Source organism: Mycolicibacterium palauense (assembly GCF_002592005.1).
GTDB lineage: Bacteria > Actinomycetota > Actinomycetes > Mycobacteriales > Mycobacteriaceae > Mycobacterium > Mycobacterium palauense.
Window position 1 is genome coordinate 107,023 of record NZ_NVQF01000001.1, and the last position, 21,252, is coordinate 128,274.

Annotated in this window: 20 protein-coding genes; 9 read left to right on the forward strand and 11 right to left on the reverse strand. The window is 70.6% G+C overall.

What is annotated here, in order from left to right; genetic code table 11:
- Positions 1–90: 90 nt before the first annotated feature.
- Positions 91–1,374, forward strand: coding sequence for a protein export chaperone SatS (gene satS / locus CSR00_RS00525; protein WP_099020435.1), 1,284 nt, complete (start codon positions 91–93; stop codon positions 1,372–1,374).
- A 114-nt stretch (positions 1,375–1,488) separates the two neighbouring features.
- Here satS and CSR00_RS00530 read toward each other — a convergent pair whose 3' ends face one another.
- From CSR00_RS00530 to CSR00_RS00540, 3 genes are read right to left on the reverse strand one after another with little or no spacing between them, the layout of a single operon-like run.
- A complete protein-coding gene (locus CSR00_RS00530) occupies positions 1,489–2,595 on the reverse strand; it encodes an adenosine deaminase (RefSeq protein WP_099020436.1) in 1,107 nt (368 codons plus the stop codon).
- Positions 2,592–3,902, reverse strand: coding sequence for a thymidine phosphorylase (locus CSR00_RS00535; protein ID WP_099020437.1), 1,311 nt, complete (start codon positions 3,900–3,902; stop codon positions 2,592–2,594). Before CSR00_RS00535 ends, CSR00_RS00530 begins: the two co-directional genes overlap by 4 nt.
- Positions 3,899–4,324: a cytidine deaminase gene (locus tag CSR00_RS00540; RefSeq protein WP_176561834.1), complete on the reverse strand. Its 426-nt coding sequence runs from the start codon at positions 4,322–4,324 to the stop codon at positions 3,899–3,901. Before CSR00_RS00540 ends, CSR00_RS00535 begins: the two co-directional genes overlap by 4 nt.
- A gap of 277 nt (positions 4,325–4,601) precedes the next feature.
- Between CSR00_RS00540 and sdhC the strand changes: the two genes are divergently transcribed.
- From sdhC to idi, 5 genes are all read left to right on the forward strand, one after another.
- Positions 4,602–5,018, forward strand: coding sequence for a succinate dehydrogenase, cytochrome b556 subunit (sdhC, locus tag CSR00_RS00545; RefSeq protein ID WP_099020505.1), 417 nt, complete (start codon positions 4,602–4,604; stop codon positions 5,016–5,018).
- Entirely contained in the window at positions 5,015–5,479 is a 465-nt protein-coding gene (locus CSR00_RS00550; RefSeq protein WP_099020438.1) for a succinate dehydrogenase hydrophobic membrane anchor subunit, read from the forward strand. The genes sdhC and CSR00_RS00550 overlap by 4 nt, the downstream gene beginning before the upstream one ends.
- Before the next feature lie 16 nt (positions 5,480–5,495).
- On the forward strand, positions 5,496–7,250 hold the full coding sequence (sdhA, locus tag CSR00_RS00555) for a succinate dehydrogenase flavoprotein subunit (protein WP_099020439.1): 1,755 nt from the start codon (positions 5,496–5,498) through the stop codon (positions 7,248–7,250).
- Positions 7,251–8,054 (forward strand): succinate dehydrogenase iron-sulfur subunit, encoded by an 804-nt coding sequence (locus CSR00_RS00560; protein WP_099020440.1) that lies wholly within the window; start codon positions 7,251–7,253, stop codon positions 8,052–8,054.
- Between the two features lie 146 nt (positions 8,055–8,200).
- Positions 8,201–8,794 (forward strand): isopentenyl-diphosphate Delta-isomerase, encoded by a 594-nt coding sequence (gene idi, locus CSR00_RS00565; protein WP_099020506.1) that lies wholly within the window; start codon positions 8,201–8,203, stop codon positions 8,792–8,794.
- Here the strand turns inward: idi and CSR00_RS00570 are convergent.
- From CSR00_RS00570 to CSR00_RS00600, 7 genes are read right to left on the reverse strand one after another with little or no spacing between them, the layout of a single operon-like run.
- Positions 8,761–9,771: a DUF5914 domain-containing Rieske (2Fe-2S) protein gene (locus CSR00_RS00570; protein WP_407662379.1), complete on the reverse strand. Its 1,011-nt coding sequence runs from the start codon at positions 9,769–9,771 to the stop codon at positions 8,761–8,763. The two genes, idi and CSR00_RS00570, sit on opposite strands and share 34 nt — an antisense overlap.
- The gene (locus CSR00_RS00575) at positions 9,768–11,315 is read right to left on the reverse strand and encodes an FAD-dependent oxidoreductase (protein WP_099020508.1); all 1,548 of its coding nucleotides are present in this window, start codon (positions 11,313–11,315) and stop codon (positions 9,768–9,770) included. Before CSR00_RS00575 ends, CSR00_RS00570 begins: the two co-directional genes overlap by 4 nt.
- Positions 11,312–11,641, reverse strand: coding sequence for a lycopene cyclase domain-containing protein (locus CSR00_RS00580; RefSeq protein ID WP_099020509.1), 330 nt, complete (start codon positions 11,639–11,641; stop codon positions 11,312–11,314). Before CSR00_RS00580 ends, CSR00_RS00575 begins: the two co-directional genes overlap by 4 nt.
- A complete protein-coding gene (locus tag CSR00_RS00585) occupies positions 11,638–11,979 on the reverse strand; it encodes a lycopene cyclase domain-containing protein (protein ID WP_099020441.1) in 342 nt (113 codons plus the stop codon). Before CSR00_RS00585 ends, CSR00_RS00580 begins: the two co-directional genes overlap by 4 nt.
- Before the next feature lie 3 nt (positions 11,980–11,982).
- Positions 11,983–12,930 carry a phytoene/squalene synthase family protein gene (locus CSR00_RS00590; RefSeq protein ID WP_099020442.1) on the reverse strand — a complete coding sequence of 316 codons (948 nt, stop codon included), beginning with the start codon at positions 12,928–12,930 and terminating at the stop codon, positions 11,983–11,985.
- Complete coding sequence (gene crtI / locus CSR00_RS00595; RefSeq protein WP_099020510.1) at positions 12,927–14,450, reverse strand: phytoene desaturase family protein; 1,524 nt, start codon at positions 14,448–14,450, stop codon at positions 12,927–12,929. Before crtI ends, CSR00_RS00590 begins: the two co-directional genes overlap by 4 nt.
- Positions 14,450–15,520 (reverse strand): polyprenyl synthetase family protein, encoded by a 1,071-nt coding sequence (locus tag CSR00_RS00600; RefSeq protein WP_176561845.1) that lies wholly within the window; start codon positions 15,518–15,520, stop codon positions 14,450–14,452. The genes crtI and CSR00_RS00600 overlap by 1 nt, the downstream gene beginning before the upstream one ends.
- 360 nt (positions 15,521–15,880) lie before the next feature.
- Here CSR00_RS00600 and CSR00_RS00605 point away from each other — a divergent pair, with 360 nt between their 5' ends.
- A complete protein-coding gene (locus tag CSR00_RS00605; protein ID WP_218014401.1) occupies positions 15,881–17,419 on the forward strand; it encodes an MFS transporter in 1,539 nt (512 codons plus the stop codon).
- A gap of 22 nt (positions 17,420–17,441) precedes the next feature.
- Here CSR00_RS00605 and CSR00_RS00610 read toward each other — a convergent pair whose 3' ends face one another.
- A complete protein-coding gene (locus CSR00_RS00610) occupies positions 17,442–18,728 on the reverse strand; it encodes an APC family permease (RefSeq protein WP_099020444.1) in 1,287 nt (428 codons plus the stop codon).
- A gap of 81 nt (positions 18,729–18,809) precedes the next feature.
- Between CSR00_RS00610 and CSR00_RS00615 the strand changes: the two genes are divergently transcribed.
- Both CSR00_RS00615 and CSR00_RS00620 read left to right on the forward strand, forming a co-directional pair.
- Positions 18,810–20,327, forward strand: coding sequence for an APC family permease (locus CSR00_RS00615; RefSeq protein ID WP_099020445.1), 1,518 nt, complete (start codon positions 18,810–18,812; stop codon positions 20,325–20,327).
- Between the two features lie 24 nt (positions 20,328–20,351).
- On the forward strand, positions 20,352–21,212 hold the full coding sequence (locus CSR00_RS00620) for a universal stress protein (protein WP_099020446.1): 861 nt from the start codon (positions 20,352–20,354) through the stop codon (positions 21,210–21,212).
- Positions 21,213–21,252: the final 40 nt, after the last annotated feature.

The window sequence follows — 21,252 nt, forward strand, 5'->3', positions numbered from 1 at the left end:
CCCTAATGCGGCCGGTGCGGGTGGCACATCTTCGGCGCGGGGACCGACGTGCGGGCCGGCGCTCCAGCCGGCGTCGTTATTCTGTGCCGCATGGCTGCTGAGCTTGTGCCGATCCGCCTCGGACTGACCGCCGGAGATCTCTACACGCTGTGGGCTCCGCGCTGGCGCGACGCCGGCGACGAATGGGAGGCGCTGCTGGGCAGGGACGAGGACGTCTACGCCTTCCACAGCGTCGCCGACCTGGCGGCGTTCGTGCGCACCGACCGGGACAACGATCTGACCGACCACCCGGCGTGGGAGGCGACCACCGGGGTCAACGCGCACCGGCTGGATCCCGACGAGCAGCACCGCTTCGACCTCGTGGCCGTCGAGGAGCTGCTGGCCGAGAAGCCGACCGAGGAGTCGGTGGCCGCCCTGGCCGGGGCGTTGGCCATCGCGTCGTCGATCGGTTCGGTGTGCGAGCTGCCCGCGGTGACGAAGTTCTTCAACGGCAACCCGTCGCTGTCGACGGTCAACGGCGGGCTCGAGGAGTTCAAGGGCAAGGCGGGGCTCAAACGCTGGAACGGTATCGCCGCCACCGTCGGCCGCAGCTGGGACAACGTGGTCGGGGCCATCGACGAGGTCGTCAGCACCCCCGAGGTGGACCGGGCCGAGTCGGCCAAGGCGCAGGCCGAGCTCGACGAGCCGGCTCCGGTGGACCCCGACGATCTGGACGAGGATCTCCTCGCCGGCGAGGAGTCGCTGGCCGGGGCCGACACCGACGAGGACGCCACCGAGGAGGCCGCCGAGGAAGTCGGGGCCGTCGGGGGCATGGTGCTCGGCGGGGACGAGGACTTCTGGCTCAAGGTCGGTATCGACCCGATCCGGATCATGACCGCCTCGGGCACGCTGTTCACGCTGCGCTGCTATCTCGACGACCGGCCGATCTTCCTCGGCCGCAATGGCCGGATCAGCGTGTTCGGCTCGGAACGGGCGCTGGCCCGCTACCTGGCCGACGAACACGATCACGACCTGTCGGACCTGTCGACCTACGACGACATCCGCACCGCGGCCACCGACGGCTCGCTGGACGTCTCGGTCGCCGACGAGAACGTCTACGTGTTGACCGGACTGGCCGACGACCTGGCCGACGGGCCCGAGGCGGTCGACCGCGAGCAGCTGGGCCTGGCGGTCGAACTGCTCCAGGATGTCGGCGACTACTCCGAGGAGGACGTCGTGGACGACGCGCTGGCCGCCGACAGCCCGCTGGCGACGTTCATCGGCTACGTCGGCGACCCCGATTCCCGGCGGCGGCCGCGGCCCCCCTACGCCGAGGTGGTGGAGGAGTTCGAGCGCCTCGAACGGTTCCTGGAATCGCGGCTGCGGCGCGAGTGACCCGCCGCCCGGCACCCACCCGTCGAGCGGCACCCACCCGTCGGGATTGATCCGGTAACCAGAGCGAAGATCCACGGTCGGCGGCGCACTGAGTACCGGGTCAATGCCCGGGGATCAGCCGATGAGCACCGCGTAGCGGGGTTTGATCACCTCGTCGATCAGTGCCAGGCGCTGGTCGAACGGGATGAACGCCGACTTCATCGCGTTGATGGTGAAGCGTTCCAGATCGCTCCACCCGTAGCCGAACGCCTCCACCAGGCGGGCCATCTCCTGGGTCATGGTGGTGTCGCTCATCAGCCGGTTGTCGGTGTTGACGGTGACCCGGAAACGCAGCCGGGCCAGCAGGTCGAAGGGATGCTCGGCGATCGATTTGACCGCCCCGGTCTGCACGTTGGAGCTGGGGCACAGCTCCAGCGGGATGCGTTTGTCACGGACGAGTGAGGCGACCCGGCCCAGGTGGTAGGTGCCGTCGGGGCGCCGCTCGATGTCGTCGACGATGCGCACCCCGTGCCCGAGCCGGTCGGCCCCGCAGAACGCGATGGCCTCGTGGATCGAGGGCAGACCGAACGCCTCACCGGCGTGGATGGTGAACCGGGCGTTGTGGTTGCGCATGTACTCGAACGCGTCGAGGTGACGGGTGGGCGGGTAGCCGGCCTCGGCACCGGCGATGTCGAAGCCGACCACCCCGCGGTCACGCCACCGGACCGCCAGCTCGGCGATCTCACGGGAGCGCGCCGCGTGCCGCATCGCGGTGACCAGGCAGCGCACCACGATCGTCTTGCCGTCGGCCGAGGCCGCCTTCTCCCCGTCGGCGAAGCCGGCCAGCACCGCCTCGACGACCTCGTCCAGCGTCAGCCCGGTGTCGATGTGCAGTTCGGGCGCGAAGCGGATCTCGGCGTAGACCACCGAGTCGGCGGCCAGATCCTCGACGCACTCGAAGGCGACCCGGTGCAGCGATTCGGCGGTCTGCATGACGGCCACGGTGTGAGCGAAGGGCTCCAGGTAGCGCTCCAGCGACCCGCTGTGGGCGGCGGTGCGAAAGAAGGTGGCCAGCGACTCGACGTCGGTGGCGGGCAGGTCCTCGTAGCCGACCTGCCCGGCGATGTCCAGGACGGTGGCCGGCCGCAGGCCGCCGTCGAGGTGGTCGTGCAGCAGGGCCTTGGGGGCCTGGTGGATCAGGGCGGGGTCCAACGGGCCGGCGGGGGCGGTCAGTGCAGTCATGTCGCGATCCGATCGATGATCAGGGGCCGTGGCCGGGGCGCCACGTCCGCAATCTGCCATGCACCCTCGAGTTCGGCCAGCGCGGGCGCCAGCCGCTCGGCGGTGTCGGTGTAGGCGGTGAACAGTGCCTCGCCGGCGGCCACGGGCTCCCCCGGGCGGCGGTGGATGCGCAGGCCGGCGCCGGGCTGCACCCGTTCGCCGGGTTGGGTACGCCCCGCCCCCAGTCGCCATACCGCCATGCCCACCGCCAATGCGTCGATGTCTCCCATTGTGCCGCTCACGGGTGCGGTGACGGTCTCACTGTGAGCACCGATCGGCAACGGTGCCGACAGGTCGCCACCCTGGGCCGCCACGATCGCGCGGAAACTGTCCATGGCGCTGCCGTCGCGCAGCGTCTCGGCGGGGTCGCGCCCGTCGAGCCCGGCCAGCGCGAGCATCTCCCGCGCCAGGGCCAGGGTCAGCTCCACGACATCGGGAGGTCCGCCGCCGGCGAGCACGTCCAGGGATTCGGCGACCTCGACGGCGTTGCCGACCGCGCGGCCCAGCGGGACCGCCATGTCGGTGAGCAGCGCCCGGGTCGGCACGCCGTGCGCGGCGCCCAGCTCGACCATCGTGCGGGCCAGTTCCACCGACTCGGCGGGGTCCTTGAGGAAGGCCCCGGCGCCGACCTTGACGTCGAGGACCAGACCGTTGGCGCCCTCGGCGAGCTTCTTGCTCATGATCGAGCTGGCGATCAGCGGCAGGGATTCGGTGGTGGCGGTGATGTCGCGCAGCGCGTAGAGCTTGCGGTCGGCCGGAGCGAGCTGACCGGCGGCGAAGATGGCCGCACCGGTATCGCAGAGCTGTTGGCGCACCTGCTCTTTGGAGATCTCGGCGGTGAACCCCGGAATGGCCTCGAGTTTGTCCAGGGTGCCGCCGGTGTGCCCGAGCCCCCGCCCGGCCGCCTGCGGCACCGCGGCCCCGCAGGCCGCGACGACGGGCACCAGCGGAATGGTGATCTTGTCCCCCACCCCGCCGGTGGAGTGCTTGTCCACCAGTGCCAGCGGCCGGCCCGAGCCGTCGCCGCGGCGCAGGTCGGAGAAGTCCAGCCGCTCACCCGAGTCGATCATCGCGGCCGTCCACCGGGCGATCTCTTCGCGGTCCATGCCGCGCAGGAAGATCGCCATCAGCAGGGCGGCCATCTGCTCGTCGCCGACCGCGCCACGGGTGTAGGCGTCGATGACCCAGTCGATCGCGGCGCCGGAGAGCCGGTGCCCGTCGCGTTTGGTCCGGATGACCGTCGGGGCGTCGAATGTGAACTGCGTCACTGACTTTGCCCCTCGTCGGAACCGGACCCGCGCCGCAGGTCGGCGGGGCCGAACGCGTGCGGCAACAGCTCGGCCAGCGGTACCGGACCCGCCGGGTGGTCGATCAGCAGCCCGGGCCCGCCGTGTTCGAACAGCACCTGGCGGCAACGCCCGCACGGCATCAGGGGTGCGCCGTCGGCGGCCACGCAGGCCAGCGCGACCAGCCGCCCGCCACCGCCGGAGACCAGGGCGCAGACCACAGCGCACTCGGCACAGAGACCCAGGCCATATGAGACATTCTCCACATTGCAGCCCACCACGACGCGTCCGTCGTCGACGAGGGCCGCGGCACCCACCGGAAAGTTCGAATACGGCGCATAGGCCCGAACAGAAACCTCTACTGCCTTGTCCCGCAAGGAAATCCAGTTCACCTCGGCTGACATGACACCCCCGCATCGATCCGTTCTGAATGCATTCACCATGCTCCCGCCCATCTCGCCCAACTCGATTAGGTGAACCTAAGTAGTCCGGTGCAACGCCCTGCACAGACCGTCGGGCAATTCGTTCGAACCCGCAAATGGGATTAGAGTCCACCCGACGGTTCCCCATTGAACTTGTGTCCGTAACTTGCGCAGATGAGATGGGTGACATCAGGACAACCGCCACGCCGGGGTCCGCGCGACGGATCCCCGGCGTCCACCGATGGCGTTGGAGGCGCTGATGAGCACAGCGGCACCGGCACAGCCGGCCAAACAGGATAAGCCGCGCCGCCGCACCCTGTACCGAGGCGATCCGGGAATGTGGTCCTGGGTTCTGCACCGGATCACCGGGGCGACGATCTTCTTCTTTCTGTTCGTGCACGTGCTCGACACGGCGCTGGTCCGGGTCAGCCCGCAGGCCTACAACGAGGTCATCGCCACCTACAAGACGCCCATCATCGGGCTCATGGAGATCGGCCTGGTCGCCGCGGTGCTCTATCACGCCCTCAACGGCATCCGGGTGATCCTGGTGGACTTCTGGTCGGAGGGCCCGCGGCATCAGAAGAAGATGCTGGTCGGCGTCGCCGTCATCTGGCTGCTGGTGATGGTGCCGGCGCTGACCGTGATCGGTATGCACATGGCGGAGAGGTTCCTGTGAGCGCCCCCGACTTGCCCCGCGAACGTCCCGTCGCCCCGGTGCTGGAGACCAGCTACGACCGGCCGGCCGGCCTGGACAACCCCCGCGCCCCGCGCCGCGCCGCCGGGATGCCCAACTTCGAGAAGTACGCCTGGCTGTTCATGCGGTTCTCCGGCGTCGTCCTGGTGTTCCTGGCGCTGGGGCACCTGTTCATCATGCTGATGTGGTCCGACGGCGTGTACCGCATCGACTTCAACTACGTGGCGCAGCGTTGGGCGTCACCGTTCTGGCAGACCTGGGACCTGCTGCTGCTGTGGCTGGCCCAATTGCACGGCGGCAACGGGATGCGCACGATCATCGCCGACTACAGCCGCAAAGACTCCACCCGATTCTGGCTGAACACCCTGCTGGCGCTGTCCATGGTGTTCACCCTGGTGCTGGGTACCTATGTGCTGTTGACGTTCGACGCCAACATCGCGTGACGGGAGAACGCTCGAAATGATCCATGAACATCGCTACGACGTCGTCATCGTCGGCGCGGGCGGCGCCGGGATGCGCGCGGCCGTCGAGGCCGGCCCCCGTGTGCGCACCGCCGTGCTGACCAAGCTCTACCCCACCCGTAGCCACACCGGCGCCGCCCAGGGTGGCATGTGCGCCGCGCTGGCCAACGTCGAAGAGGACAACTGGGAGTGGCACACCTTCGACACCGTCAAGGGTGGTGACTACCTGGCCGACCAGGACGCCGTGGAGATCATGGCCAAGGAGGCCATCGACGCGGTGCTCGACCTGGAGAAGATGGGGATGCCGTTCAACCGGACCCCCGAGGGCCGCATCGACCAGCGTCGCTTCGGCGGGCACACCCGCGACCACGGCAAGGCGCCGGTCCGGCGGGCCTGCTACGCCGCCGACCGCACCGGCCACATGATCCTGCAGACGCTGTACCAGAGCTGCGTCAAGCACGACGTCCAGTTCTTCAACGAGTTCTACGCGCTGGATGTCGCGCTGACCGACACCCCCAACGGCCCGGTGGCCACCGGGGTGATCGCCTACGAGCTGGCCACCGGCGACATCCACGTGTTCCACGCCAAGGCGGTGGTGTTCGCCACCGGCGGTTCGGGCCGGATGTACAAGACCACGTCCAACGCCCACACCCTGACCGGCGACGGCCTGGGCATCGTCTTCCGCAAGGGACTTCCCCTGGAGGACATGGAGTTCCACCAGTTCCATCCGACCGGGCTGGCCGGGCTGGGCATCCTGATCTCCGAGGCCGTGCGCGGCGAGGGCGGCCGGTTGCTCAACGGCGAGGGCGAGCGCTTCATGGAGCGCTACGCGCCCACGATCGTCGACCTGGCCCCGCGTGACATCGTCGCGCGCTCGATGGTGCTGGAAGTGCTGGAGGGGCGCGGCGCCGGACCGCACAAGGACTACGTCTACATCGACGTGCGCCATCTGGGCGAGGACGTCCTGGAGGCGAAGCTGCCCGACATCACCGAGTTCGCCCGCACCTACCTCGGTGTGGACCCGGTGAAGGAACTGGTGCCGGTCTACCCGACCTGCCACTACGTGATGGGCGGTATCCCCACCACCGTCACCGGTCAGGTGCTGCGCGACAACAACAACACCGTGCCCGGGCTGTACGCGGCGGGCGAGTGCGCGTGCGTGTCGGTGCACGGCGCCAACCGGCTGGGCACCAACTCGCTGCTGGACATCAACGTGTTCGGCCGCCGCGCCGGGATCGCCGCGGCCGACTACGCGCTGGGGCACGACTTCGTCGAGCTGCCACCGGAACCGGCGAACATGGTCGTGGGCTGGGTGGCCGACGTCCTCTCCGAGCACGGCAACGAGCGCGTCGCCGACATCCGCAGCGCGCTGCAGCAGTCGATGGACAACAACGCCGCGGTGTTCCGCACCGAGGAGACCCTCAAGCAGGCGCTGACCGACATCCACGCGCTCAAGGAGCGCTACTCCCGGATCACCGTGCACGACAAGGGCAAGCGCTTCAACAGCGATCTGCTGGAGGCCATCGAACTGGGCTTCCTGCTGGAGCTGGCCGAGGTCACCGTCGCGGGTGCGCTCAACCGCAAGGAGTCCCGCGGCGGGCACGCCCGCGAGGACTACCCCAACCGCGACGACACCAACTACATGCGGCACACCATGGCCTACAAGCAGGGCTCCGAACTGCTGTCCGACATCCGGCTGGACTACAAGCCCGTGGTCCAGACCCGGTACGAGCCGATGGAACGGAAGTACTAGATGGCACCCGTCGCCGAGGTCACCGACAAGCCCGAAGCCGGCGATCCGCCGCTGCCGCCGATCCCCGACGGCGCGGTCATGGTCACCCTCAAGATCGCGCGCTTCAACCCCGAGAACCCGGACGCACACGCCGATTCCCACGGTTTCCAGAGCTTCCGGGTGCCGTGCCTGCCCACCGACCGGCTGCTCAACCTGCTGATCTACGTCAAGAGCTATCTGGACGGCACGCTGACGTTCCGCCGGTCGTGCGCCCACGGCGTGTGCGGCTCGGACGCCATGCGCATCAACGGGGTCAACCGGCTGGCGTGCAAGGTGCTGATGCGCGACATGCTGCCGAAGAACCCGGACAAGCAGCTGACCATCACCGTCGAACCGATCCGCGGCCTGCCCGTGGAGAAGGATCTGGTGGTGAACATGGAGCCGTTCTTCGACGCCTACCGGGCGGTCAAGCCGTTCCTGATCACCAGCGGCAACCCGCCCACTCGTGAGCGGATCCAGAGCCAGACCGACCGGGCCCGCTACGACGACACCACCAAGTGCATCCTGTGCGCCTGCTGCACGACCAGCTGCCCGGTGTACTGGAACGACGGCTCGTACTTCGGCCCCGCGGCGATCGTCAACGCCCACCGGTTCATCTTCGACTCCCGCGACGAGGCCGCCGCCGAACGCCTGGACATCCTCAACGAGGTCGACGGGGTGTGGCGGTGCCGCACCACGTTCAACTGCACCGAGGCCTGCCCGCGCGGCATCGAGGTGACCAAGGCGATCCAGGAGGTCAAGCGCGCGCTGATGTTCGCGCGCTAACCTGCGATTTCGGTGCAGCTGGTCCCGCTGAGCGGGACCCAGCGCACCGAAATCGCGACCGATCCGGGGCTGTGTCGGCGACGAATGGGTAGTGAAGGCAGGGCGGTCGCTCTGCCGATCGGTCCGGCGAACTCGCGGTGGTGTGCATGACGGTGACCAAGGACACGGCCAACGGCCAGGAGTTGGTGGTGCTGCTCGACGAGCAGGGCCGCAGCATCGGCTCGGCGCCCAAGGCGGAGGTCCACCACGAATCCACCCCGCTGCACCTGGCCTTCTCCTGTTACCTCTTCGACGACGCCGGCCGGGTGCTGCTGACCCGCCGCGCCCTGCACAAACGCACCTTCGCCGGGGTGTGGACCAACGCGGTGTGCGGGCATCCGGCCCCCGGTGAGTCGCCCGCCCTGGCCGTGCAGCGCCGGGTCCGCCAGGAACTGGGCGTGGAGATCACCGGCCTGCGTTGCGTGCTGCCAGCATTCCGGTACCAGGCGGTGGCCGCCGACGGGGTGGTGGAGAACGAGGTCTGCCCGGTGTTCTGCGCCCGCACCGCCGGGGCCGTGCGGCCCGACCCCGAGGAGACCATGGACCACGCCTGGGTGCCGTGGGAACAGCTGCGCGCGGCGGCCCGGTGGGGCTGGGCGATCAGCCCGTGGGCGGCCGAGCAGGTGCCGCTGCTGGAGGCCGCCGGCGTCGGCTCGCCGGCGTCGGGTCAGGACCGCAGTTCGAACAGCCGCTCGGCATAGGCCATGTCGTCGCGCCACAACCGGGTGGCCGCGTGCCGCATCAGCGGTCTGATCAGCGGCGCCACCGGCAGCGATTTCCCGAAGTGTGGCCGGTCCGAGTGGGCGATGACGGCCTCCAGCACGGCGGTGCGGGCCCGCCCGTCGGGCCCGCGCCCCAGCGGGGTCGCGTGGGTTTCCACGACGCTGCCACGCCCCTCGCCCTCGACGATCCGCATCACCACCGTGCGCGGCTCGGGGGTGGTGAACTCGGCGGTCACCGGCACCCCGAGACGACCGAGGCGGAAGGTGACGGCCACGACGAACCGGTCCAGGTGCTCGGCGAGGCCGTCGTCGGCCGGCGGCGCCGACAGCACCTCCAGCCGGGTGAACGAGTACGGGTGGAACCACGATCCGTGCCAGGGGTCGAGCCGGTTGGCGACGACGTCACGGGGTTCGCAGACCCCCTCGGCGCGGGCGACGGCGGCCAGCCGCGGATGTCCCGGCCGCGGTGGGACGATCGGCGCCTCGGTCGGCGACTCACCGCCGACGGCGTCCAGGCGCACCCAGCACAGCACCCCGTCGTCATGCGCGGGATAGGGCTTGAACGCCCCGTACCCATCCTCCCGCAGGCGCAGGCCGTGCCACGGGCACACCAACGCCCCCCGGTGCACGGGCGCGGTCGCCAGATCCGCACCGAGATGCGGGCAGGCGCGCGGCGCCACCAGCAGCCGGTCACCGGGACCGCGCCAGGCCACCAGTTCCACACCGGCCACGGTGGTGCCCACCGCGGCCGACGCGATGTCGGAGCTGGCCGCGAAGACGTACCAGTTGCCGCTGGGCCGGCGCTGTGCGCGGGTCAGCGCCGAGGCGATCAACGCCGGGCTGGCCTCGGCGTAGGTCGGTGCCTGCGCCGACCAGTCCGTCGGCGGCAGTCTCCGGAAGGGCAACCCGCGCAGCGGCGCGGCGACGCCGGCGCGGATCCGGGTGAACACGCTCACCGGGCGCCATCTCCCTTCCCGGCACGGGCGGCCGCTCGGCGCAGCAACGCCGAGCGGCCGCGGTTGGGCACGGTATGCAGCGGGTGGCCCATCAGGCCGAATCGGCCGAGCAGCTCGTTGGCCGCCGCCCAGCCGGTGGTGGCGGCGCGCTCCATCAGCGCCACCGGCAGGTCGATGCGGATGCCGTCGCCGGCGAGCACCACGCGCGGATCCGGTGTGGCCACGGTGGGTCGCGGGCCGAAGTCGCCGGGCGCGAACCGCGGGCAGTCGGCGCGGCGCAGCAGGCGTTCGTCGACGATCGCCGCCTCGGCGGTCTCCGGATACAGTTCGCGCATGCGCATCAGCAGTTGCTCGCGCACCCCGTCGTCGGGCTCGCTGTCCGGCACCGAGTAGGCGTGCAGCTCGATCACGGAACCTCCTGTGCGGGAGGACCATTCGGCGGCCTCGTGCTCGTAGCGTTCCAGTACGCTGATGTTGTCCAGCGGCGGGCGCCCACCCGTTCCGACGAAGGCGGCCCGCTCGGGCCGTACCGGGCGGTCCAGCCACAACCGCAGCACGACGAACGGCGGCGCGGTGCCCAGCGCGGCGATCCGGTCGCGCCAGCCCCCGGTGCCCAGCCCCGGGGAGGCCGCGACGATTCCGCGCAGGGCCGCCACGTCGGTGGCCAGCACCACCGCGTCGGCGCGCAGCTCGCGCCCGCTGCCGCAGGTGACCACCACCCGCCCGTCCCGCGAGCCCACGGCCTGCACCTCGTCGCCGGTATGCACCCGCACATTCCTGCGCTGCAGATAGTGGCAGATCGGATTCCACAGGGCGACATCGAAGTTCGCGTTGGCGACATCGAACACCAATCCCTCGCTGGAGCCCAGGAAGTAGATGTGGAACATGGTCGCCAGCTCCCCGGCCGACAGCGCCTCGGGCCGGGCGAAGAAACTGCGGGCGAAGACCTCGAAGGCCAGGTGCCGGGCGGCGTCGGGGAAGTTGATGTCGCGCAGGAACGTCCCGGCGTCGGTGCCGTCGAGTTCGGCGTAGGTCTGCGGCACCGACACGGCGGCCAGCGGGGCGGCCGCCCGCGCGTCCAGCCGCAGCATGTCGCGCAGCCGGAAGGTGGGGCTGCGCAACGAGAACGCCAACGCGTTCAGCGGTGGCGTGCGCGGCAGCCCGCGGAAGGTGTCGCGGCGCCCCACCCCGTCGATGAGCGGGTAGTCGACCAGCGGGGCCAGTGCCGAGAGCCCCGGATCGGCGCGCCGCAGCAGCGCCCGCAGGTTGTAGTACTGGCGGAAGAACGCGTGGAAGCCTCGGTTCATCCCCACCGTCGAACCGTCGCGGAGCTTCTCGGTCCACCCGCCGGCCCGCCCGCCGAGGTGGTCGTGACGCTCGACGAGGTCGACGCCGACCCCGCGCTCGGCCAGTCCCGCGGCCGCGGCCAGGCCCGCGATGCCCCCGCCGGCGACCACCACCCGCGGGACGCGGTCCAGCGCGCGGGCGCTGGTCCGTCCCGGCGCGGCGGGCAGGGTTTCGCGGCGCCGGTCGGATGCGCTCATCGGCGCTCCCGGTGTGCCGCGCGCGGCCGGCCGCGTTCCCACAGCAGCAGCACCGCCGTCACCAGCGCGAAGCCGAACAGGAAGTCCTCGACGGGGATGTCCCAGGGAAACCGGATACCACTGGTGTGCGACTCGTCGTAGCGGACGATGGGCGCGCTGAGCTTGGTCAGCCAGCCGTCGACGGGGATCTGGAACCCGAGCACGATCACCATCGAGATCCAGTAGGCGGGGCGGCGCAGCAGCCCGGTGCGCAGCACGAGGAGTTCCAGCGCGCAGACCGCGACGACGGCGAGCACGGCGGGCAGGGTGTAGCCCAGCCCGCTCACCGGCCGCGCCGCTTCCGCCATCGGCTCCCCACCGAGGCCAGCATGGTGTCCACCGCCGAATAGGTCAACAACCCGCACAACGGGATCACCACGAAGAACAGCACCTCCTCCACCGGCAGGTCGCCGGGTGCGATGACGCCGACGATGTAGTGCGGGTTGTAGGACCACACTCCCCCGGCGACCGCGACGGCGTCCCAGATCAGGAAGACCGCGGCCACCGGGGCGATGGCCGCCACCGTGCGCCGCGGTTGGCGGTACACACCGGCACCGAAGGCCTCCAACGGTGCGGTGATCAACAGGCAGGCGCCCAGCACGAGCAGATACTGCCAACGGTCCACGGCTCACCTGCTCCCGTGCACGGCCCGGTGGGCCCAGGCGCGGGTGGCGCCGGCCGCGGCCACCACGACCCGACGCGGTGTTCCGACGGAGGCGCGCTGGCCGAAGATCTCGAAGTCGATGGCCTCGATCCGCGCCAGGATCTCCGAGTACAACGTCAGGGCGGCACTCACACAGGGCCGGGAACCGGGGGCCAGCATGGCGATTCCGGGGCGGGCCTGGGCGTAGACCGTGCGCGTGATGGCGTGCTGCTCGGCCAGCGCGCGGCGCACCCGCGGTTCGGTGCGCCGGTTCGTCTGGCACCAGCCCAGGAGGTCGCGGTCGACACCGTGGGCGGCCAGCTCGTCGGCGGGCAGGTAGACCCGGCCGCGACGCAGGTCTTCGTCGACGTCGCGCAGGAAGTTGGTGAGCTGGAAGGCCTTTCCCAGCGCCGCGGCGTGCGGGGCGGCGTCTTCGGGCGGGACCACGGTGTCCAGCACGGGCAGCATCTGCAGCCCGATCACCTCCGCCGAGCCGTACATGTAGCGCTCCAGGGCGGCCCGGTCGGCGTAGTCGGTCACCGACAGGTCCATGCGCATCGAGGCCAGGAAGTCGTCGAAGAGGTCCCAGCCGATGCCGTAGTGGCGCGCGGTGTGCACCACGGCGGCCAGCACCGGGTCGTCGTCGCAGGGCTGGTGTTCGACCAGGCTGCCGAACAACCGGGTCGACAACCGCTGCAGCTGCTCACGGCGGGCCTCGACACCCCGTTCGTCGTCGATGTCGTCGAGGATGTCGTCGGCGCTGCGCGCGAAGCCGTACAGCGCGTGCACCGCCGGACGCTGGTGCGGGGCCAGCAGCCGGGTGGCCAGGAAGAAGGTCCGGCCGTACCGGGCGTTGACCTCGCGGCACCGCCGGTAGGCCTCCCGCAGCGCGGGTTCGCGGACGCCGGCGGCGTCGAGTTCGGAGCCGATCATGATTGCTGCACCTCGGGGTGGGATCGACGGGTGGGGACTCCGGTGATCCGGTCGGCCGCCAGCCGCCCGGACAGGATCGCCGTGGGCACCCCGACTCCGGGCACCGTCGACGAGCCGGCGAGCACGGCGTTGTCGACGCCGCGCACGGTGTTGGCCGGCCGGAACGGGCCGGTCTGACCGAAGGTGTGCGCCAGGGCGAACGGCGTGCCCGCGGCCATGCCCTGCCGGGCCCAGTCGGCCGGGGTGTCCACGTGCAACAGCTCGGTGTGGTGGGCCAGGTGGGGCAACCGAGCGGCCACCAGGTCCATCATCTGCTCGGCATAACCCGACCCGGCGGCGCTCCAGTCGACGGTGCCCACCTCGAGGTTGGGCGCGGGCGCCAGGACGTAGAGCAGGTCGCGTCCGGGCGGGGCCAGGCTCGGGTCCCCGGCGGTCGGGCGGGTCACCAGCAGCGACGGGTCCCCCATCACCTGCCCGTCGTCGATGATGTCGGCGAAGGTCTGCCGCCACTGCCGGCCGAACAGGATGGTGTGGTGCGCCGACTCGGCCCCGGCGGCGTCGCCCGGCAGCGCGCGGCACCCGACGTGGGCGACGACGGCCGAGGGGGCCGGGCGCAGCCGCCGGGGGCGGCGCGGTGTGCGGCCCAGCAGCCGGTAGGTGTCGGGCAGTTCGGTGGTCAGCACCACCGCGTCGGCGGGCACCCGGTGGCCCTGCGCGGTGCGCACCGCGGTGACGCGGGATCCGCTGCGCTCCAACGCCGACACGGAGGCCCCGTACACGAACTCGACGCCGGCGTCGGCGGCCGCGGCGGCCATCGCGTCGGGCAGTGCGCGCATGCCCCCGCGCGGGAAGTACACCCCGGAGACGGTATCCATGTAGGCGATCACCGCGTAGACGGCCAGCGCGCTCTGCGGCGGCACCCCCGCGTAGAGGGCCTGGAAGGTGAACACCCGCATCAACCGCTCGTCGTGCAGGAAACGGCGCACCATCGTGTCCCAGCGGCGGAACCCGCCGATGGCGGCCAGCCGGGCCAGCTGCGGGGTCACCAGCGACAGCGGCGAATCGAAGTTGGCGGCGATGAACCCGTCGAACTCGGTGCGGTAGAGCCGGGTCAGCCAGTCACGCAACCGCAGGTAGCCGTCGGCCTCGCGGGTGCCGGCGAACCGTTCGATCTCGGCGGCCATCGCGCCGGCATCGGTGTGCACGGCCACGCCGCTGCCGTCGGCGAACATCGCCCGGTATGCCGGATCGACGGAGTGCAGGTCGAGCCGGTCGGCCAGGGTGGTGCCGACGGCGGCGAAGGCGTCGTCGATGATCTCCGGCATCGTCAGGACGGTGGGCCCGGTGTCGAGCCGGTAGCCGCCGATGTCCACGCGCCCGACGCGGCCGCCCGGGTGCGCACCGCGTTCGACGACGGTGACGGCGCGGCCCCGCCCGGCCAGTTGCAGTGCGGCCGAGAGCCCCGACAGCCCGGCCCCCACGACGACGACCCGGTCGGTGGGTCCGCTCACGGCGCGCATCAGGCGGCCCGCTCGGTGCACACGACGGCCATCCCGGCCAGCGCGGTGCGGGTGGTCTCGGGGATACCGGAGACGTCGAGGTGGGTAAGCGCGCGGGCGAACCGTTCGGCGATGAGCTGTTCGATCCACTGCACCGCCCCGCTGGCCACGATCATCGCGCGCCAGCGTTCGGCGTCGGCGGGGCCCGGCGCCGGCCCACTCATCAGCTCCTCGAGTTCGCGGCGCAGTCCAGGTTCGGCCAGTCGGTGGGCGGCCACGACGACGCTGGTGGCCTTGTGCGCGGTTAGGTCGGCTCCGGTGGACTTCCCGGTCAGCGCCGGCGACCCGAAGACGTCGAGCAGGTCGTCGCGCAGCTGGAAGGCCTCGCCGATGCCCGACCCGTACCCGGCCAGCGCGTCGAGCACCGGTCGCGGGCAACCCGCCATGGCCGCCCCGATCTCCAGCGGGCGCCGCACGGTGTAGTTGCCCGACTTGCGGCGCAGCACGTCGAGCACCGCCTCCAGCGTCGGGAACTGCCGCGCGGAGTTGACCAGATCGGCGAACTGGCCGACCGCCAGCTCGGTGCGCATGTCGTCGTAGCGCGGCCACACCCGGGCCAGCGCCGGCTCCCCGACACCGCTGGTGCGCAGCATCGCCTCGGCCCACACCAGGCACAGGTCGCCCAGCAGGATCGCCGCCGATTCGCCGAACCGTTGCGCCGAACCGGTCAGCTGACGCTCGGCGTGCCAGCGCCCGAAGACCACGTGGGCGGCCGGGCGGCCCCGGCGCAACGGGGAGCAGTCCATCACGTCGTCCTGCACCAGCGCGAACGCGTGCAGCAGTTCCAGGCTGGCCGCCGCACGCAGCGCCGCCTCGTCCTCGGGCGCCCCGCACAGCCAGCCCAGATACATGAAGGTCGACCGGACGCATTTGCCGCCGGTGAGAAAGCCGGTCAGCAGTTCGGCGGCGACGTCGACGTGGGCGCCCCCCAGCCGGTCGATGCAGTCCCGCCGCACGAAATCGGCCAGGTGCGCCAGCACGGCGTCGCGCACCTCGTCATGCCAGTCGGGTGAGCCCACCCGGGCCCGCACGTCGACCTGCTCCCGTGTCGCACGCTCACCGCTGCTCAACTGCCCCTGTTCCTTCCCGACCCTGACCCGACCCCGGGCCGCTCCTGTTGGACTATTCGGATCCGCGGCACGAGCGGATGGGTCGGTTTCTGAACCGGTTCCCGAACCACTTCGAAACGACTCGGCCGGCGACGGGTGGACGGGAGCGCCGCAATGCGAACCGCAGATGGACGGCGAGCGAACACTGCGTGCTCGAATAGCTCTCGGGCGCAGCGTAGGTAGGTTTTTCTGCGGCACACCGAGGCGGTCGCCAGCCGGCTCCCGGCCGCCCCCAAGCCAGCCCACAGCCACCCCAAGCCACCGACGCCCGGGATGTTCGAAATGTCAGACAGTGCTCCGCCGCGCCCCATCGTCCCCAGGACGGTCCAGGACTACATCGATGAGCGCCCGGCGTGGTCGGACGGCACCGCGACGTCCTCCACCCCGATGACCGCCATGCAGTGGCGAATCTGGTCGCTGGCCTCGGCCGGCAAGTTCTTCGAGGGCATGGTCGTCTTCATGACGGGCGTGGCCCTGCCGCTGCTATCCATCGAGTTCGGCCTGTCGACCACGGAGAAGGGCTTCGTCACCTCGGCATCGCTGGCCGGCATCCTGGTCGGGGCGACGCTGCTGGGCTCCATGGCCGACGTCTACGGACGCAAGCGCATGTTCATCATCGAGATGATCATCTTCACCGTCTTCCTGGTGGCGCTGACCTTCTCCCCCAGCGCCATCCTGCTGGTGGTCTTCCTGTTCGGCACCGGGCTCGCGCTGGGCTGTGACTACCCGACCGCGCACATGGTGATCTCCGAGAGCATCCCGACCTCCATGCGGGGCCGGCTGGTGCTGAGCGCCTTCGCGTTCCAGTCCGTCGGCGCCCTGTTCGGCACGGTGGTGGGCTTCGTCGTGCTGCACGAGAACCCCGACGTGGGAGCCTGGCGCTGGATGTATGCCACCGCGATCGTCCCCGCGGTCCTGGTGATCGTCGGACGGTTCTACATCACCGACAGCCCGCACTGGCTGATCTCCCAGGGGCGCACCGCCGAGGCGGAACGCGAAACCCGCCGGCTGCTCAGCCGCACCCCGCCCTACCCCACCGACGTCTCGCTGTCGCACCTCGCGGTGGCGGCGCCGGCTGCCCGCGGCGAGGCCGGATTCGCCGCCCTGTTCGCGCGGAAGAACCGCAAGGCGACCATCCTGGCGTCGGTGCCCTGGTTCCTGCAGGACCTCGGCACCTACGGGATCGGCATCTTCACGCCGACGATCCTGGCCGCGGTCATCGGAGCCCAGTCCGATTCGCACACGCTGTCCGGGGTGATCCACAACGACCTGCTGGCCGCCAAGGGCTCGGCGCTGATGGACGTGCTGTTCTTCGTCGGCATCGTGTTCGCGATCCTGCTGGTGGACCGGGTCGGCCGGATCAAACTGCAGACGGTGGGCTTCATCGGGTGCGCGCTCGGCCTGGCGCTGGCCGCCGTATCCATCCGGGCGGACGGGGAGCACAACATGGTGCTGTTGTTCGCCGGGTTCATGCTCTTCTACTTCATGACCAATCTGGGTCCCAACGCGATGACCTACCTGCTGGCCGGGGAGGTCTTTCCCACCAACCTGCGCGGCCGCGGCGCGGGGTTCGCGGCCTCGTTCGCCAAGGTCGGGGCGGTGCTGACGGCGTTCCTGTTCCCGGTGCTGCTGGTCGAGATCGGCACCGGGGCACTGCTGTTCATCCTGGTGGGCGCCTTCCTGCTGGGTGCGGTCATCACCGTGGTCTTCGCGATCGAGACCAAGGGGCTCAGCCTGGAGCGGGTCGGCGACCCCGACCACGACCCACACGTCGGCACACATGTCGGCCGGGCACGCGCGGCCGACGCCGGCATCTCCTGAGCGCGGGCCTGCGGGGCCGCGCTCAGCGGACCCCCGCCCGTTGCGGCCGGCGCCCGCGCAGGCGGATCGCGCTCTCGGCGCCCACCGCGGCGGTGACGAAACCGACCAGGACCCACAGCTGGGTCGGTGCCACCCGGGCGGTGTAGGTCACCAGCGCCGCCAGCGATCCCAGGCAGCACACGACGCCGGCGACGGCGGCCGCGCGCACCGCCCGGTGGCGGGCGGTGCGCGCGGCGGCCAGGTTCACCGCCGCGAAGATCAACAGGAACCCCGCCGAACCGATCAGGCTGATGCGTTCCAGATCGATGGTGTTGACCACCAGCAGGGTGCCGATGGTGGTGGCCAGCAGTCCGCCGATCGGCCGGTTCCACACCGGGCGGGCCAGCCGGGCCGGCAGCTCGCCGTGGCGGGCCATCAGATAGGTGAACTTGGCGGTGCCGTACAGCGTGGCGTTGATGGCGCTGGCGGTGGAGACGACCGCCGCCCCGGCGATGAGCACGAAGCCCGCCGTGCCGAAGAACGGCTCGGCGGCGACCGCCAGCGCGTAGTCGCGGCTGTCGGCGATCTGTCCGGCGGTGAGGTTGCCGACCGCCACGAAGGCCACCAGCATGTAGAGCCCGATCACCAGGCCGATCGAGATCGCGTAGGCGCGCGGCAGGTTGCGGCGCGGGTCCCGGGCATCCTCGGCGGCGTTGGCGATCAGCTCGAACCCCTCGTAGCCCAGGAAGATCAGGGCGCCGGCGTAGACGATGACACCCAGGCTCGGATACTCGGCGGGCGACACCCGGTGCGGGTCCACGAACGCCAGGCCGCCGGCGCAGAACACCAGCAGGACAGCCAGTTTGAGATACACCAGCACCGATTCCGCGCGGCCGACGATCCGCGCACCGGACACGTTGAGCACGGCGAAGGCCACCACCACCGCGCTGGCGAACAGCCGGGCCCACAGGCCGTGGGTGGCCAGCCCGAGCACCGCCGACAGGTAGGCGCCGAAGGCGGTCGCGTACAGCCCGAGCATCACGAAGTAGCTCAACCACAGCAGCACGTTCAGCGGGCCGGCCACCGCCGGGCCCAGGCAGCGGTCCAGGAACGTCGCGGTCCCGCCTCGATCCCGGATGTGCACCGACAGCCAGGCGTAGGAACACCCGGTCAGTGCGGCCACCACCCCGCCGGCCAGGAACGACAGGTAGGCGCCCGGCCCGGCGATCTGGACCGTCAGGCCCAGCACCGAGAAGATACCGCCGCCGACCATGCCGCCGACGCCGATCGACACCAGCGAGGCCAGCGACAACTCACCTCGGCCCGTCATCCTTCGGCCACCTCCCTTCGCCCGGTGTCGCGCGCTGGGCAATACCGACCAGAAATGCCTGTTGGACCGTATATTCCACGCATGACAATCGCTGAACCGCCCGCCGCACCGCCCGCCGCGGTCACCGACAAGGGTCTGCAGGCGGGCGCGTTGGGCCTCGTCGGCAACATCGTCATCGGCCTCGCGGCGGTCGCACCGGCCTACAGCCTGGCCGCCACGCTCGGGTATGTGGTGCTGCACGTGCAGGACAAGGCACCGGCGATGTTCGTGCTGGCATTCATCCCGATGCTACTGGTGGCCTTCGCCTACAAGGAACTCTCGCAGGACACCCCGGACTGCGGCACCACCTTCACGTGGGGCACCAAGGCGTTCGGCCCGTGGATCGGGTGGATCGGCGGCTGGGGCCTGGCGGTCTCGGCGATCATCGTGCTGGCCAACGTGGCCGAGATCGCGGCCATCTACCTGTTCAAGTTCCTCGGGCTGGAGGGACTGGCCGACAACCTGTTCGCCAAGGTGCTGCTGGGCTCCTTCTTCATCATCTTCATGACGCTGGTCAGCGCGCGCGGCATCGTGGTGTCCGAACGGATGCAGAACGTGCTGATCGCCATCCAGTTCGGGGTGCTGATCGTGGTCAGCGTCATCGCGCTGGTCCGGGTGTTCTCCGGCACCGCCGGCGCCCAGGCGATCACGCCGCAACTGTCCTGGCTGTGGCCCGGGGGTCTGGACGCCTCGTCGATCGCCGCGGCGATCATCCTGTGCATCTTCATCTACTGGGGCTGGGACGCGTGCCTGGCCGTCGGCGAGGAGACCAAGAACGCCGACCGCACCCCCGGCATCGCCGCGGTGATCACCACGCTGATCCTGGTCTGCACCTATGTGCTGGTCGCCTTCGCGGTGCAGTCCTTCGCCGGGTTCGGTTACGTGGGCATCGGCCTGAACAACGCGAACAACACCGACGACGTGCTGACCGTGCTGGGCCAGCCGGTGGCGGGCTCGATCGCCGCCTCGCTGCTGGTGCTCACCGTGTCGGTGTCGGCGCTGTCCTCCACGCAGACCACGATCCTGCCGACCGCGCGCGGCACCCTGTCGATGGCGGTCTACGAGGCCATCCCCAAGCGGTTCGCCTACGTGCACCCGCGCTACATGACCCCGGCGTTCGGCACCATCGTGATGGGCCTCTCCGCGCTGTTCTTCTACCTGCTGTTGACGTTCCTGTCGGAGAACGCGCTCGCCGACTCGGTGGCCTCGCTGGGCCTGGCCGTGGCCTTCTACTACGGCATCACCGCGTTCGCCTGCGTGTGGTATTTCCGCCGGACGCTGTTGGCCTCGGCGCGCAACCTGTTCTTCCGCGGCATCTTCCCGCTGCTGGGCGGTATCGCGATGACGTGGGCCTTCGCCCAGAGTGCCAAGGACATGATCGCCCCCGACTACGGTTACACCGCCTTCGGGCCCGTCGGCGGGGTGTTCGTGCTCGGGGTGGGGATGCTGGTGCTCGGCATCCCGCTGATGCTGGCCTGTTTCGCGTTCGGCACCAAGCGATTCTTCCGCGGCGAGACGCTCAACGCCCGGACCGAGGTCAAGGTCCCCGACATCTACTGATCAGGCGAAAGTGACGGTGCGCGCATGCATCTGACAGTCGGCTATCTGGCCACCCCGACCGGCGACGACGGCGTGGCGCTGGCCTCGGCACTGGCCAGGACGTTCGACGCGACGGTCGACGTCGTGCTGGTGGTGCGCGAGGAGCTGCCCGACGGGCACCCCGGCCGCGCGCAGTACCAGCAGTACCTGCTCGACCTCGGCCGCAGCTGGATCAGCGCACCCCTTGCGCGGCTGAGCGCCGCGGGTGTGTCGGCCACACCCAACGTGGTGGTGGGCGAGTCGCCGGCGGAGTCACTGCTGGACTTCGCCGAGGGGCACGACTCGGACCTGCTCGTGGTGGTCGCCGCCCGTGACGGCTTCTTCGGCGGCCACGTGATCGGACCGGTGACCAGCGCGTTGTTGCACCGCTCCACCATCCCGGTGGCGCTGGCGCCGCGCGGCTATGCCGAGGATCCGCCGCCGGCGATCACCTCGGTGACCGCGGCGGTACCCACCAAGCCCGGGGCGGACAATCCGCTGCCGTTCGCGCTGACCCTGGCCAGCGCCGCCGACCTGCCGATTCGGATGCTCTCGCTGGTGTCCTCGGAGAACCTCGCCGAGGCCGAGGACCTTGCCGAGCTGCGGCGGCTGCAGATCAGCGCCGCCGAGCAGAACCTCGAGGTGGCCGCGCGCGCAGTGCCCGATGCCCCGGAGATCGAGTCGCTGGTGGCCGACGGCATGACGCTGGAGTCGGCCCTGAAGAAGCTCAGCTGGGACGAATCCGACCTGCTGGTCGTCGGCTCCAGCCGGTTCGCCGCCCCACGACGGATCTTTCTGGGCTCCACCGGGGCCCGCATCCTGGCCGGCACCGACGCACCCGTCGTGGTGATTCCTCGCGACGAGTGACCCCGGCCGCCGAGCCCGCAGATTCTGCCGGGTCCACTCG

Coding starts and splice junctions, on each gene's coding strand:
- satS (WP_099020435.1), top strand. CDS start 91: ATGGCTGCTGAGCTTGTGCCGATCCGCCTCGGACTGACCGCCGGAGAT.
- CSR00_RS00530 (WP_099020436.1), bottom strand. CDS start 2,595: ATGACTGCACTGACCGCCCCCGCCGGCCCGTTGGACCCCGCCCTGATC.
- CSR00_RS00540 (WP_176561834.1), bottom strand. CDS start 4,324: ATGTCAGCCGAGGTGAACTGGATTTCCTTGCGGGACAAGGCAGTAGAG.
- sdhC (WP_099020505.1), top strand. CDS start 4,602: ATGAGCACAGCGGCACCGGCACAGCCGGCCAAACAGGATAAGCCGCGC.
- sdhA (WP_099020439.1), top strand. CDS start 5,496: ATGATCCATGAACATCGCTACGACGTCGTCATCGTCGGCGCGGGCGGC.
- CSR00_RS00560 (WP_099020440.1), top strand. CDS start 7,251: ATGGCACCCGTCGCCGAGGTCACCGACAAGCCCGAAGCCGGCGATCCG.
- idi (WP_099020506.1), top strand. CDS start 8,201: ATGACGGTGACCAAGGACACGGCCAACGGCCAGGAGTTGGTGGTGCTG.
- CSR00_RS00575 (WP_099020508.1), bottom strand. CDS start 11,315: ATGAGCGCATCCGACCGGCGCCGCGAAACCCTGCCCGCCGCGCCGGGA.
- CSR00_RS00590 (WP_099020442.1), bottom strand. CDS start 12,930: ATGATCGGCTCCGAACTCGACGCCGCCGGCGTCCGCGAACCCGCGCTG.
- crtI (WP_099020510.1), bottom strand. CDS start 14,450: ATGCGCGCCGTGAGCGGACCCACCGACCGGGTCGTCGTCGTGGGGGCC.
- CSR00_RS00605 (WP_218014401.1), top strand. CDS start 15,881: ATGTCAGACAGTGCTCCGCCGCGCCCCATCGTCCCCAGGACGGTCCAG.
- CSR00_RS00610 (WP_099020444.1), bottom strand. CDS start 18,728: ATGACGGGCCGAGGTGAGTTGTCGCTGGCCTCGCTGGTGTCGATCGGC.
- CSR00_RS00615 (WP_099020445.1), top strand. CDS start 18,810: ATGACAATCGCTGAACCGCCCGCCGCACCGCCCGCCGCGGTCACCGAC.
- CSR00_RS00620 (WP_099020446.1), top strand. CDS start 20,352: ATGCATCTGACAGTCGGCTATCTGGCCACCCCGACCGGCGACGACGGC.